Source organism: Pseudomonas sp. NGC7 (assembly GCF_047159675.1).
GTDB lineage: Bacteria > Pseudomonadota > Gammaproteobacteria > Pseudomonadales > Pseudomonadaceae > Aquipseudomonas > Aquipseudomonas kermanshahensis.
Genome location: NZ_BAAFZY010000001.1, coordinates 2,586,044 through 2,599,440, shown reverse-complemented (window position 1 = coordinate 2,599,440; position 13,397 = coordinate 2,586,044). Strand labels below are relative to the sequence as shown.

Sequence of the window (13,397 nt, the reverse complement as noted above, 5' to 3'; positions counted from 1 at the left end):
TTGTTACAAGCCTTGTCATAAAACTGTCGTGTTTCAGTCATAGGATTGACCCCAACCTGACATTTTCACTCTTCATGGATGAGCGTCTCATGCGTCGTGTGGTTTTCAATCAGAAAGGTGGCGTCGGCAAGTCGAGCATCGCCTGCAACCTGGCTGCCGCCAGTGCCGCTGAAGGCTATCGGACCTTGCTCGTCGACCTCGACCCACAGGCCAATGCCACCTACTATCTGACCGGCCTGGTCAATGACGCCATCCCCTCGGGCATTGCCGACTTCTTCCGCCAGACCTTGTCATCCGTCACCGCGCACGGCAAAAAGCCCCGTGTGGCGATTACCGAAACCCGCTACAGCAACCTGCACCTGATCACCGCCAGCCCCGACCTCAGCGACCTGCAAAGCAAGCTGGAGAGCAAGTTCAAGATCAACAAGCTGCGCAAGCTGCTGGTGGAATTGGCCGAAGACTACGAGCGGATCTACATCGACACGCCGCCGGCCCTGAACTTCTACACTTTCAGCGCCCTGGTGGCCGCCGAACGCCTGTTGATCCCGTTCGACTGCGACAGCTTCTCGCGCCATGCGCTGCACAGCGTCATGGCCGAAGTGGAAGAGCTGCGCCAGGACCACAACCCAGCGCTGCAGGTGGAGGGCGTGGTCGTCAACCAGTTCGCCGGGCGCACGGCACTGCACCAGACACTGGTCGATCAGTTGCGCGGTGAAGGGGTTCCGGTGCTGCCGGTGTACCTGAGCAGCTCGATCAAGATGCGCGAATCACACCAGGCGTCGGTGCCGCTGGTGCACATGGCACCGCGGCACAAGCTGGCGTTGGAGTTTGCCGACCTGCTGGACGTGCTGGAGCGCGCGGCCTGAGCCAAGCGGGGTGCTTTGCACCCCAGCATTTTGCGTCACCAGGGCTACCCGATCACGCATTCGGGTGATAGATTCGCCGCCATGAAAACCACCCGGCAGACCCGCACGCTGACCGCCTGGACGCTCTATGCCAGCGTCCTGTTCAGCCTATTGCTGTGCGGCCTGCATCACGGCCAGATGAGTGGCCTGCGCCTGGCGGGCCTCGAGGGTGGTTTCTGTTCGATCAGCAGTGACCACGGCCCGGCCATCAACCTGGACAACGCCGGTGGCGACCAGCACATGGCTCAGCTCGACTGCCCCGTGTGCTCCTCGTTCGGCCTGGCAGTGCCGCTTGCCCACACCGGCTGGGCGTTCCTGCCCCCCCAGTCCGGGGCCACCTCGCCCATTGTCGTGCGCAGCTGGGCACAACCGCCGCCGCGCTACTTGCGCCCTGCCCTCAACCCCCGCGCCTCCCCCGCCGCGCTTCCCGCAGCCCTTCTGTTCGCCTGACCTCAAGCGGGTGCGCCTGTGCGCGCTCGCGGTCAGCCATGACTTTTGCGTGGAAGACACGACAACATGATCCGCAAGACCTCCCTGGTGCTCCTCATGGGCACTTGCACCTTCGCCTGGGCCGACACTGCCCCGGTTGAACTCAACGCCACCACCATCGATGGCGAACGCGACGCCCCCTCCGGTGTGCAACTGGACGAGCCGATCCAAACCGGTTCGCGCTTGGGCCTCACCGCACGGGAAACCCCGGCGTCGGTCAGTGTCTCGGACCGCCGCCTGATCGAGGCGCACGGCGCCAAGGACAGCCAGGACGTGATCAACGCCATGACCGGCGTCAACGCCTCGGCCAACCCCGGTTATGGCGGCTTCGTCGCCTACCGGGGCTTCACCCAGAACCAGGTCACCCAGCTCTACAACGGCATCAACCTGGGCTATAGCAGTGCCACACGGCCAGTGGATGCCTGGGTACTCGACCGGGTCGAACTGATCGGCGGGCCGTCCTCTTTCCTGCATGGCGCAGGCGCCGTGGGCGGCTCGATCAACTACATCACCAAGCTTGCCAGCCGCGATCAGCAGATCATCGACGGCCGCCTGCGCTACGGCAGTTTCGACGACTCAGAAGTGGCCTTCGGCATCAATCAGGCGCTGGCCAGCAACCCCGCCGACGCCCGCCACTTCATGCGCCTGGACTTCAGCCGGGGCCAGGGCAACGGCTACATCGACCGTAACCAGCGCAACACCGACAGCCTCGTGTTTTCGGTACTCAGCGACCTGGCGCCCAACCTCACCCACACCCTGGCGCTGGAGTACCAGGAAGACCGCGAAGACAGCCCGTACTGGGGTTCGCCGATCCTGCCGGGCCGCAGCACGATGAAGATCGACAAAAGCCGCCGCTTCGAAAACTACAACGTCGCGGACGGCCGCTACGAGCAGCGGGTACGCTGGCTGCGTTCGATCCTCGACTACCAGCTCAGCGACAGCACCAGCGTGCAGAACACGCTGTACCACTACAACGCCCAGCGCGACTACCGCAACGTTGAACGCTACAGCTACACCGCCAATGGCAATGTGCAGCGCAGCAGCCCCTACCTGCAAAGCCACGACCAGAATCTGTTGGGCGACCGCATCGAGTTACGCCATGACAACACCCTGTTCGGCTTCGCCAGCCAATGGTCGCTAGGGCTGGAATACTCGCGCATGCGCCAGACCCTTTACCCGACGTCGAGCAGCTGGAGCGACGTCGTCGACCCCGACCATTTCGACCCTGGCAGTTTCGACGACATCCCCGGGGTGAATGCCGGCCTGACCAAGCAGCGTCGTCACGAAGTCACCAACCGCGCGGTGTTTGCCGAAAACCGCCTGCAACTGACCGATCGCCTGGCCTTGCTGACGGCCCTGCGCTATGACTACCTCGACATGCAAGTGACCAACTACGGAACGGTCTCGCCCACCTCGCCGGCGTTTTTCGAGCGCCGCTGGGAGCCGCTTTCCGGGCGCATCGGCCTGACCTACGCGCTGACGCCCAGTGCCAGTGTGTACGCGCAGTACAGCAGCTCGGCCGATCTGCCAGCCGGTTCACTGGCGGCGGCGACCTACTCCAACGTCGGCCTGTTCGACCTGTCCAAGGGCGAGCAATGGGAGGTCGGCAGCAAGTTCGACTTCCTCGACGGCCGCGGCGCCGCCACGCTGGCGCTGTACCAGATCGTGCGCAAAGACTTTGCCGTGCGTGATTCCAACGATGCCAACCAGACGGTGCAGGCCGGGCAGCAGACCTCGCGCGGCGTCGAGCTGTCCGGGCGGCTGCAGGTCACGCCGAAACTGCTGGCCGAGGCCAACTACGCCTACGTCGACGCGCAGTACGACACGTTCAACGAAGCGGTCAACGGGGTATCGGTGTCACGCAAGGGCAATACACCGGTCAACGTACCGGCCAGCGTCGCTAACCTGTGGTTGACCTACAGCTTCACGTCCGCGTGGTCGGCGGGGGTCGATGGGCGCTACGTGGGCTCGGTGTATGCCGACAATGCCAACACCCTCAAGGCACCGGCCTACACGCTGTTCGGTGCCTTCGCCCGCTACCGGCTGGATGAGCACACCACAGTGACCGGGCGAGTGCGCAACCTGACCGACGAGGTGTATGCCAAGCAGGCCTACAGCTCCCAGTACTACATGGGTGCTCCGCGTACCTTCGAGGTGGCGCTGGACATGCGCTTCTGATCGAACAGCGCTGCCACGGGGGTTATCCCGTGGCAGCGCTGCCAGTGATAAGCTGCCACGTTCATGACCCGCCGGCTCACGAAGACACCCGGCTACCGTTTCAGCAAGGAAGTTCACGTGTTCAAAACTCTGCCCCCCGCGCTCCTGAGCGCGGCTCTGATTGCCCTGGCTGGCTGCCAAGCGTCCGCGTCCACGGACACTCAGGCAGCCGCCGATGCGCAGGCGTTCAAAACCTTCACTGTCGAGATGCAGCGCGCCTTGGAGCGCAGCATTGCCCTGGCCCCAACCGGCGAGCAGCTGGGCGCCGTCACCCTGCAGGTCACCTTCGACCGGCACAGCGCCCCAGTCGCCTGCAAGGCCAGCAAGGCCCCGTTCAAATACGGCGCGCTGCTGCCCGCCGACGTCATGCCCTCCGACCATCAGGCGTTGGCCAACCTGGTCGAGGCACTGTGCTGGAAGACCATTTACCCGGTCGTGCCTGCGTCGCTGTTCGGCGGCGAGGCAACGCTCGACGTACGCGCACCGATCATCGTTCAGCTGCCCGCGTCTATCCAGGCCCCCGGCAGTGCGCGCCAACGCGCCAACGCCCAGCGCGAGTACTTCTGGCAACAGCTGCTGCGCGATCAGCCGGTCACCAGCATCGGCAAGGCGACGGTGTTCTACCAGGCCAATGCCCAAGGCAAGGTCGAGGGTTGCCTGGTGCAGCTTTCCCCAACCCGCCTGCGTGAAGCGGCCTTCCGCCTGGACGGCAACCTGCAGGTGCAGCTCAACAGCCGTTGCATGAAGCTCGACCTGAGCACGATGCCGGGCTTCAGCACCAATGAGCAAGGCACAGCCGAAGGCTACAGCGAACTCGACTACGCCCCGTGGAAGGTTGGCCGGCAGTAGCCTGCCTGGTTGAAACAGGCATCCCAGTGTCGCCCTCGACGAAGCCCCCGCAGGCGCTCACCGATCTACTGGCAAGCACAACAATGATGACGCGGCCCGACCGCGTCACGTTCATTCAGGCTGCCAATGGAAACCGGAGAGCTCCCACATGTCCGCACCTCATGAGGTATCCCCCGCCACCCTGCGCCGGGTGATCGCCGCCTCTGCCATCGGCAACTTCGTCGAGTGGTTCGACTTTGCCGTCTATGGCTTTGTCGCCACGCTGATCGCCAGCCAGTTCTTCGCCAGTGAAGATGCCAGCGTGGCTTTGCTCAAGACCTTCGCCGTGTTTGCCGTGGCATTTGCCCTGCGCCCGCTCGGCGGTATCGTGTTCGGCGCACTGGGTGACCGCCTGGGGCGCAAGCGCATCCTGTCGCTGACCATCTTGCTGATGGCCGGCTCCACCACCTTGATCGGCTTGCTGCCGACCTATGCCAGCATTGGCCTGGCGGCACCCGTGCTGTTGACCCTGGCCCGTTGCCTGCAAGGCTTCTCGGCGGGTGGCGAGTACGCCGGCGCCTGCGCCTACCTGATGGAGCATGCGCCCAACGACAAGCGCGCGTTCTACGGCAGCTTCGTGCCGGTCTCGACCTTTTCAGCCTTTGCCTGCGCGGCGGTGATCGCCTACGGCCTGGAAGCCAACCTGACGGCCGAGGCGATGAACGCCTGGGGCTGGCGCGTGCCTTTCCTGATCGCCGCCCCGTTGGGCCTGGTAGGCCTGTACCTGCGCTGGCGCATGGAAGAAACCCCGGCGTTCCGCGAAGCTGTGGCCCAAGGCAAAGAACACGAGCACTCGCCGCTCAAGGAGACCCTGCGCAACCATGGCCGGGCCATCCGCAACCTAGGGGCGTTTATCTCGCTGACGGCGCTGTCGTTCTATATGTTCACCACCTACTTTGCCACCTACCTGCAACTGGTCGGCAACCTCACCCGTGCGCAATCGCTGCTGGTAACCACAGTGGCGTTGTTGTTCGCTGCCGTCGGCTGCCCGCTGGCCGGGGCGTTTTCTGACCGGGTGGGGCGGCGCAAGACCATTGGTTTCACCTGCCTGTGGGTGATGGTCTGTGTGTTCCCGGCGTATTGGCTGGCCAGTTCCGGCTCACTGTCCGGGGCGCTGCTGGGGGTGATTCTGCTGGCCGTGGGCGCGCTGTGCAGCGGGGTGGTGACTGCGGCATTGCTGTCGGAAAGCTTCCCCACACGGACCCGCTATACCGCGTCGGCGATTACCTACAACGTGGCCTATACGCTGTTCGGTGGCACTGCGCCGTTGGTGGCGACCTGGTTGATCGGGCAGACGGGTAGCAGCCTGGCACCGGCGTTTTACCTGGTGGTGATTGCGCTGGTGGCGCTGGTCGGAGGGTTGGCATTGCCGGAGACGTCGCGGATTTCGTTGCATGATGAGGCCGGCGTCGATAGCGTGCGGCCTGGGGTACGAAGCAGCGTTTGAGATTTTTGGGGCTGCTTTGCAGCCCATCGCCGGCAAGCCAGCTCCTACGGGTAGTGCGCCAGCCAGAAAAGGCGCGGTACCTGTAGGAGCTGGCTTGCCGGCGATGGGCCGCACAGCGGGCCCGGCATTATCAGCCTTCTTCCCCCTCTTCGCGCCGATACGCCCATTGGTACAACGCCGGCAACACCAGCAACGTCAACGCCGTGGACGACAGGATCCCGCCAATCACCACGGTCGCCAGCGGCCGTTGCACTTCGGCCCCGGTGCCGGTCGCCAATGCCATCGGGATGAACCCCAGCGAGGCCACCAACGCGGTCATCAGCACTGGCCGCAAGCGCGTCAACGCACCCTCCTCGACCGCCACCCGCAACGTGCGCCCTTCCTCGCGCAGGCTGCGGATAAAGGCAATCATCACCAGACCATTGAGCACCGCCACCCCCGACAGCGCGATGAAGCCCACCCCTGCGGAAATAGACAATGGAATATCCCGCAACCACAGCGCCAGTACCCCACCGGTCAAGGCAAACGGAATACCGGTGAACACCAGCAAGCCATCCTTGAGGTTGTTGAACATCATCAGCAGCAAGGCCAGCACCAACAGCAAGGCCACCGGCACTACCACCTGCAGACGCTCGGCGGCCGACTGCAACTGCTCGAACTGGCCGCCCCAGCGCGTCCAGTAACCGGGCGGTATCTGCACCTGCTCGATCAGGGCCTGCTCGGCCTGCTGCACGAACGAGCCAAGGTCGCGGCCACGCACGTTGGCACTGACCACCACCACGCGCTTGCCATCCTCACGGCTGACTTGGTTAGGCCCCAGTTGCAGGTTCAATGTCGCGACCTGGGACAGCGGGATGAAACCGATCTGGGCAGCGCCGGCTGCACTGCTCGCCGGTACCGGTATCAGCAGGCTGGAAAGCCCGTCGACATCGGTGCGCATAGTCTCTGGCAGGCGCACTACCATGTCGAAACGTCGGTCGCCCTCATACAGCGTGCCTGCCGTACGCCCCCCCACAGCAATGGCGATGGCGTCTTGCACGTCGCCGACATTGAGGCCATAGCGGGCAGCCTTGTCGCGGTCGATATCAATGGTCAGCACCGGCAGGCCTGTGGTCTGCTCGACCTTGACCTCCGAGGCGCCCGGCACACGCTGTAGGCTGCTGGCGATTTGCGCAGCGGTCTGGTTGAGCACGTCCATGTCGTCCCCAAACACTTTGACCGCCACATCACTGCGCACACCCGAAATCAGTTCGTTGAAGCGCAACTGGATCGGTTGCGACAGCTCGTAATTGCTGCCCGGTACACTGGCCGCGGCGCGCTGCACTTCGGCAATCAGCGCCTCACGTGGCTTGCTCGGGTCGGCCCATTGCGCGGGCGGACGCAGCATCACGTAGGCGTCAGAGATGTTCGGCGGCATCGGGTCCGAGGCGATTTCGGCAGTACCGGTGCGGGCGAACACGCGCTCCACTTCCGGCACCTGGGCAATGATCGCCCGCTCCAGGCGCTGCTGCATGTCTACCGACTGAGACAGACTAGTGCCTGGCACGCGCAGCGCCTGCAGGGCAAAGTCGCCCTCGCTGAGGCTGGGGATGAACTCGCTGCCCATGCGGCTGGCCATCACCCCGGACAACACCACCAGCGCTGCCGCCCCGGCGAACGCCAGCTTGCGCCGGCCCAATACCCAGCCCAGCACCGGCGCATAGCGCTGGCGCGCGGTGCGCATGACCAAGCCTTCTTCTTCCTTGACCTTGCCGGTCACGAACAGCGCCAGCGCCGCCGGCACGAAGGTCACCGAGAGGATCATGGCACCCAACAGGGCGATCACGACGGTGAAGGCCATGGGGTGGAACATCTTGCCCTCGACCCCGGTCAGGGCAAAGATCGGCAGGTACACCACCATGATGATCAACTGCCCGTAGATCAGCGGGCGCCGTGCTTCACGGGCGGCGGCAAACACTTCATGGAAGCGCTCGGCGCGGGTCAGCATGCGGCCATGGCGTTGCTGGGCGTGAGCCAGGCGGCGAATGGCGTTCTCGACGATCACCACCGCGCCATCGACAATGATGCCGAAGTCCAGCGCGCCGAGGCTCATGAGGTTGGCACTGACCTTGTTGCTGAACATGCCGGTAAAGGTGAACAGCATCGACAACGGGATGACCATGGCGGTAATGACCGCAGCGCGGATGTTGCCCAGGAACAGGAACAACACGGCGATGACCAGGATCGCGCCTTCGATCAGGTTTTTCTTCACCGTGGCGATGGCTTTTTCGACCAGGTTGGTACGGTCATACACCGTCACCGCGACTACGCCCTTGGGCAGGTTGCGGTTGATCTCGACCAGCTTGGCCGCCACCGCCTGGGAGACCGTGCGGCTGTTCTCGCCGATCAGCATGAACACAGTGCCCAGCACTACCTCACGGCCATTCTCAGTCGCAGCCCCAGAGCGCAGCTCTTGGCCCAGGCCAACCTGGGCGACATGGCTGACGCGTATCGGCGTGCCGTCGACGCTGGCGATGACGATGTTGGCGATGTCCTCGGCGGAGTCCAACTGGCCCGGTGCGCGGATCAGCAACTGCTCGCCATTGCGCTCGATGTAGCCGGCCCCCACGTTGGCGTTGTTGCGCTCCAGTGCCGCAATCAAATCATTGAGGGTGAGCTTGTAGGCCGCCAGGCGCTTGGGCTCCGGTGCGATCAAGTACTGCTTGGCATGGCCGCCAATGCTGTTGACCTCGGCCACCCCCGGCACATTGCGCAACTGCGGCTTGATGATCCAGTCCTGGATCACCCGCAGGTCGGTCTGGGTGTAGGGCGTACCGTCCTCCTTGAGCGCGCCCTCCTCGGCCTCGACGGTCCACAAGAAGATCTCGCCCAGCCCTGTGGAAATCGGCCCCATGCCCGCCTCGATGCCGTCGGGCAACTGTTCACGGGCCACCTGCAGGCGCTCGTTGACCAATTGACGGGCGAAGAACAGGTCGGTGCCGTCATCGAAGATCACCGTGACCTGGGACAAGCCCGAGCGGGACAGCGAACGGGTCTGCTTGAGGCCTGGCAGGCCGGCCATGGCCGTTTCGATGGCGAAGGTGATGCGCTGCTCGGTCTCCAATGGCGAGTAACCGGGTGCGGCGGTGTTGATTTGCACCTGGACGTTGGTGATGTCCGGCACGGCATCGATGGGCAGTTTCTGGTAGCTGTGGATACCCACCGCAGCCATCAGCAGCACGGCAAGCATCACCACCAGGCGCTGCTCGATGGCGAATTGGATCAGGCGTTCGAACATGGCGTCGTCCCCGGTTTCAATGGCTGTGCTCGGCGGAGCCTTTGCCAAGCTCCGACTTGAGGACGAAGCTACCAGCGGCAGCGACCTGAATGCCTGCATCCAGCCCGGCGACCACTTCTACCTGGCCGGCGTCGCGGCGCCCTGTCGTCACCGGGCGTGCCTCGAAGCCTTGCTCGGTACGCACGAACACCACGGTCTGCTCCTCCCAGGTCTGCAACGCGCTTTCCGGTACCACCACGGCGGCGGTCAACCGCTCGACGCTGACCGCAATGTTCACGAACAGCCCAGGGCGCCAGGCGCCGTTGGGGTTGGCCAAGGTGGCGCGCACGGTGGCGGCGCGGTTTTGTTCACCCAGCAGGCTGCCGACGTAATTGACCGTGCCCTCGACCTCGACGCCCAGGTCCGGCGCACTGACCGTGACGCTGCGCCCGGTGACGACCCGGTTCAAGTCGCGGGGGGCGACGGCGAAAGTGGCCCAGACCCGGCTCAGGTCGGACAGTGTGAAGGCGTTGCTGGAGGCGTCGACCACCTCGCCCACGCTCATGTGTTTTTCCACCACCACCGCATCGAAGGGTGCGCGTAACTCATAGCGATTGCCGGCGCCGGCGGGGCCGACTGCCGCGACCTTTTGCCGAGCATTGGCCAGCGCGATCTCGGCCTCCTGCAACACTTGGCGAGCCTGCTGGTAGTCTTGTTCGGCGCTGATGCGTTCCTGCCACAGCTGCTGTTCGCGCTGGAAGGTCAGACGCGCCAGTTCCAGGCGGCGCTGGGCTGCCTGTTGTTCGCTGCGCAGGTCAGAAATCTGCTGGCTGGCGATTACCGCCAGCACCTGGCCGCGCTTTACCGCCTGCCCGAGGTCGGCCTGCACCGACTCGACCACGCCCGGTACACGCGGCACGACATGCGCCGTGCGGTCCTCATCGAAACGGATTTCACCCGGGTAGCTGATGGCGGTGCCCAGCTCGCGGGGGCCGGCCGCTACCAACTGCACGCCAGCCGCCTCGATCTGGGCGGTGGAAAGGTGCAATTTGCCTTCGTCGTCGGCGTGGCCTTCTTCGGCCTGCTCGTCATCGTGGCCGTGGCCGTCTTCGCCATGCGCGTCGTGCTGGGCTTCGTCGCTCGAGGCCTGGCCGAGGTTGCCGGTCCAGGCCAGGCCACCGAGGCCAAGCACGGCCAGAGCGACCGCCAGGAGGGCGATCTTGCGTGGGTTATCCATTGTTGCTCCTGCTGTTCGTGTTTTTGCTCAAGCCAATGGGCCCGCTGCGCGACCCATCGCCGGCAAGCCAGCTCCCACAGGGACGGCACCGTGCATCAATGTGGCGCTTCATTTGTGGGAGCTGGCTTGCCGGCGATGGCCGCGCAGCGGCCCCTGAATCACAAGCCGCCCTCAAGGTCGCCATACAGGCGCTCGACCTGGGCCCGCGCATCAGTCGCCGAGGCCAAGGCTTGCAGGTACAAGCCCCGCGCCTCGATCAGCGTGCGCTGGGCATCGAGCACATCGAGAAACGCGAACTTACCCATCTCGAAGCCACGGGTGGCGGTGTCTACCGCTTGCTGCGCCGAGGGCAGGATGGTGCGGTCGTAGGCCTGCACTTCCTGCATGGCCGTGGCCCATTGGCTGAGGGCACTGCGGGTCTCGCTGCGCAAGCGCAACTCAACGGCATTGCGCAGGTCACGGGCCTGGTCGGCACGTCGCGCAGCCACCAGCACGTTGCCTTGGTTACGGTCGAACAACGGCAGCGGCATCGACAGCCCGACCACGTTGACTCGCTCGCGGTCCTCGCGGCTGTATTGGCTGCCGAGGCTGACGGTGAGGTCGGGTATGCGCTGAGCCTTTTCAGAGCCCAACGACGCTTCGCCGCGCTCGACCTGCGCCGCCGCCAAGCGCCACTCGGCGGTCTGTTCAACCCTGGCCAGCAGGGCCTCGGCCGCAGGCGCGGCACCCGGCGACAAATCAGTGGCCAGCAGGCGGTCGAAGCGTGCCACCGGGCTGCCCGTCAACCGCGCCAACGCCTGATAAGCCACACTGCGCTGTGAGGCGGCGCGGCGTACTTGCGCCTGCGCCTGGGCCAGTTGCACCTGGGCCCGCGTCGCCTCCACCGGCGAAGACTGGCCGGCCGTGACGCGGCCCTGTACCACCCGCAGCCCGCGCTCCGTCAGTGCCTGGGACTGTTGCGCCAGCTCCAGCGCCGTTTGCGCACGCAGGGCCGCGTGGAAGGCCTGCACCACATCGGCGCGCAAGCCATTGCGCTGGCGTTCCAAGTCAAGCTGGGCGATGGTCTGGCCGGCACCGGCGACGGCGATGCGCGCTCCCCGCTTGCCGCCCAGCTCCAGTGGCTGGCTCAGGGTGACCGTGGTGGTGCGCGTCTCGCGGCGGGTGTCCTCGACTTCCCAGGACAGCTGCGGGTTAGGTATCAACCCCGCTTGGCGCCGCTCGCCTTCGGCAATGCCGATTTCACGGCCCGCGGCAGCAAGTTCCGGGTTTTGCGCAAAGGCAGCGCTAAGCGCTTCGGGCAGGCTCAGGCTGCCACTGGCCTGGGCACTGGCAGTGGCAGTGGCAGTGGCAGCCAGTAACAGGCAAAGCAAGGCGATCTTGCGGGGGATGGCACGGGTGCAGGGCACGAAACAGGTCCTCGTCGGCGAGCGTTGGCGAGGGACTGTAGGGCGGCGTGCTTATCGGGGCGGTGGCGTGAACATTACAATGCTGTAATCAGCGGGGGGGCGGCACTGGCGCAAAACGTCCGGTTATCGCCCACTTTCCCATCCGAGTCCGTTCATGCAATTGACGAAACTAACCAGGTGGTACAAAGATAAGCGCATCCAAAAACAACAAAGCGATGCCTTTCATGAAGCCCCTTATTCTTGTGCTGAACGGCCCTAACCTGAACATGCTGGGCACCCGCGAGCCCACTCAGTATGGCCATGAAACCCTTGCTGACCTGGCCCAAGGCTGCGCCGACAGTGCCCTTGCCAAAGGCCTGGAAATCGAATTCCGCCAGACCAACCACGAAGGCGAACTGATCGACTGGATCCATGCCGCCCGTGGCCGCTGTGCTGGCATCCTGATCAACCCGGGCGCCTGGACCCACACCTCCGTGGCCATCCGCGACGCCCTGGTGGCCAGTGAACTGCCCGTCATCGAGGTGCACCTGTCCAACGTGCACAAACGCGAGCCCTTCCGCCATCTGTCGTTCGTCTCGTCGATTGCCGTTGGCGTGATCTGCGGGCTGGGCAGCCATGGCTACCGCCTGGCCCTGAGCCACTTCGCGGAAATGTTCCAGGAGCAGACCGCATGAGCCAACAGGCCATCCTCGCCGGCCTCATCGGCCGCGGCATCCAGCTGTCGCGCACCCCTGCGCTGCATGAGCATGAAGGTGACGCGCAATCCCTGCGTTACCTGTATCGCCTGATTGATGCCGATCAATTGCAGCTAGACGACAGCGCCCTGCCCGGCCTGCTCGATGCTGCACAGCACACCGGGTTCACCGGGCTCAACATCACCTACCCGTTCAAACAGGCGATTCTGCCGCTGCTCGACGAGCTGTCGGATGAAGCCCGAGGGATCGGCGCGGTGAACACCGTGGTGCTCAAGGACGGCAAGCGGGTTGGCCACAATACTGACTGCCTGGGCTTCGCCGAAGGCCTGCGCCGCGGCCTGCCGGATGTGGCACGCCGGCAAGTGGTGCAAATGGGCGCTGGTGGCGCAGGCTCGGCCGTGGCCCATGCGCTGCTGGGCGAAGGGGTCGAACGGCTGGTGCTGTTCGAAGTCGACGCGGCGCGGGCACAAGCGCTGGTCGATAACCTCAACGGGCATTTCGGTGCCGGCCGTGCGGTGCTCGGCACTGACCTGCGCGCAGCATTGGCCGAGGCGGACGGGCTGGTCAACACCACGCCCGTGGGCATGGCCAAGCTGCCGGGTACCCCGCTGCCGGTGGAGCTGCTGCATGAACGGTTGTGGGTGGCAGAGATCATCTACTTCCCGCTGGAGACCGAACTGTTGCGCGCCGCGCGGGCATTGGGTTGCCGCACGCTCGATGGCAGCAACATGGCCGTGTTCCAGGCGGTCAAGGCGTTCGAGCTGTTCAGTGGGCGCGAGGCCGATGCGGCGCGGATGCAGGCGCATTTTTCCAGTTTTAGCTGAGTCGGCAGCTGCCCTTTCGCGGGCAAACCCGCT

At 64.8% G+C, this 13,397-nt stretch carries 10 protein-coding genes; 7 read left to right on the top strand and 3 right to left on the bottom strand.

The genetic code is table 11. The features are described 5' to 3' along the window. The first annotated feature begins 89 nt into the window (after nt 1-89). From ACMCNM_RS11815 to ACMCNM_RS11795, 5 genes are all read left to right on the top strand, one after another. On the top strand, nt 90-866 hold the full coding sequence (locus tag ACMCNM_RS11815; protein WP_085273261.1) for a ParA family protein: 777 nt from the start codon (nt 90-92) through the stop codon (nt 864-866). Nucleotides 867-947: 81 nt separating this feature from the next. Next, nucleotides 948-1,355, top strand: coding sequence for a DUF2946 family protein (locus tag ACMCNM_RS11810; RefSeq protein ID WP_085273260.1), 408 nt, complete (start codon nt 948-950; stop codon nt 1,353-1,355). A 66-nt stretch (nt 1,356-1,421) separates the two neighbouring features. Continuing rightward, entirely contained in the window at nt 1,422-3,572 is a 2,151-nt protein-coding gene (locus tag ACMCNM_RS11805) for a TonB-dependent receptor (protein WP_412764396.1), read from the top strand. A gap of 117 nt (nt 3,573-3,689) precedes the next feature. After that, on the top strand, nt 3,690-4,460 hold the full coding sequence (locus ACMCNM_RS11800; protein WP_412764395.1) for a hypothetical protein: 771 nt from the start codon (nt 3,690-3,692) through the stop codon (nt 4,458-4,460). Between the two features lie 148 nt (nt 4,461-4,608). Next, a complete protein-coding gene (locus ACMCNM_RS11795; RefSeq protein WP_412764394.1) occupies nt 4,609-5,946 on the top strand; it encodes an MFS transporter in 1,338 nt (445 codons plus the stop codon). Nucleotides 5,947-6,076: 130 nt separating this feature from the next. Here the strand turns inward: ACMCNM_RS11795 and ACMCNM_RS11790 are convergent, their stop codons facing one another. The 3 genes from ACMCNM_RS11790 to ACMCNM_RS11780 form a co-directional block, all read right to left on the bottom strand. Next, a complete protein-coding gene (locus ACMCNM_RS11790) occupies nt 6,077-9,223 on the bottom strand; it encodes a CusA/CzcA family heavy metal efflux RND transporter (protein ID WP_412764393.1) in 3,147 nt (1,048 codons plus the stop codon). Nucleotides 9,224-9,239: 16 nt separating this feature from the next. Continuing rightward, the gene (locus tag ACMCNM_RS11785) at nt 9,240-10,439 is read right to left on the bottom strand and encodes an efflux RND transporter periplasmic adaptor subunit (protein ID WP_412764392.1); all 1,200 of its coding nucleotides are present in this window, start codon (nt 10,437-10,439) and stop codon (nt 9,240-9,242) included. Between the two features lie 158 nt (nt 10,440-10,597). After that, nucleotides 10,598-11,845 carry a TolC family protein gene (locus ACMCNM_RS11780; protein ID WP_412764391.1) on the bottom strand — a complete coding sequence of 416 codons (1,248 nt, stop codon included), beginning with the start codon at nt 11,843-11,845 and terminating at the stop codon, nt 10,598-10,600. Nucleotides 11,846-12,069: 224 nt separating this feature from the next. Here ACMCNM_RS11780 and aroQ point away from each other — a divergent pair, with 224 nt between their 5' ends. Continuing rightward, nucleotides 12,070-12,519, top strand: coding sequence for a type II 3-dehydroquinate dehydratase (aroQ, locus tag ACMCNM_RS11775; protein ID WP_027593852.1), 450 nt, complete (start codon nt 12,070-12,072; stop codon nt 12,517-12,519). Then, on the top strand, nt 12,516-13,364 hold the full coding sequence (locus ACMCNM_RS11770; protein ID WP_412764390.1) for a shikimate dehydrogenase: 849 nt from the start codon (nt 12,516-12,518) through the stop codon (nt 13,362-13,364). Before aroQ ends, ACMCNM_RS11770 begins: the two co-directional genes overlap by 4 nt. Nucleotides 13,365-13,397 lie beyond the last annotated feature (33 nt).

What these genes read in the sequence shown, in the direction of transcription:
- ACMCNM_RS11815 (WP_085273261.1), top strand. Translation starts at nt 90, where the DNA reads ATGCGTCGTGTGGTTTTCAATCAGAAAGGTGGCGTCGGCAAGTCGAGC.
- ACMCNM_RS11810 (WP_085273260.1), top strand. Translation starts at nt 948, where the DNA reads ATGAAAACCACCCGGCAGACCCGCACGCTGACCGCCTGGACGCTCTAT.
- ACMCNM_RS11805 (WP_412764396.1), top strand. Translation starts at nt 1,422, where the DNA reads ATGATCCGCAAGACCTCCCTGGTGCTCCTCATGGGCACTTGCACCTTC.
- ACMCNM_RS11795 (WP_412764394.1), top strand. Translation starts at nt 4,609, where the DNA reads ATGTCCGCACCTCATGAGGTATCCCCCGCCACCCTGCGCCGGGTGATC.
- ACMCNM_RS11790 (WP_412764393.1), bottom strand. Translation starts at nt 9,223, where the DNA reads ATGTTCGAACGCCTGATCCAATTCGCCATCGAGCAGCGCCTGGTGGTG.
- ACMCNM_RS11785 (WP_412764392.1), bottom strand. Translation starts at nt 10,439, where the DNA reads ATGGATAACCCACGCAAGATCGCCCTCCTGGCGGTCGCTCTGGCCGTG.
- aroQ (WP_027593852.1), top strand. Translation starts at nt 12,070, where the DNA reads ATGAAGCCCCTTATTCTTGTGCTGAACGGCCCTAACCTGAACATGCTG.
- ACMCNM_RS11770 (WP_412764390.1), top strand. Translation starts at nt 12,516, where the DNA reads ATGAGCCAACAGGCCATCCTCGCCGGCCTCATCGGCCGCGGCATCCAG.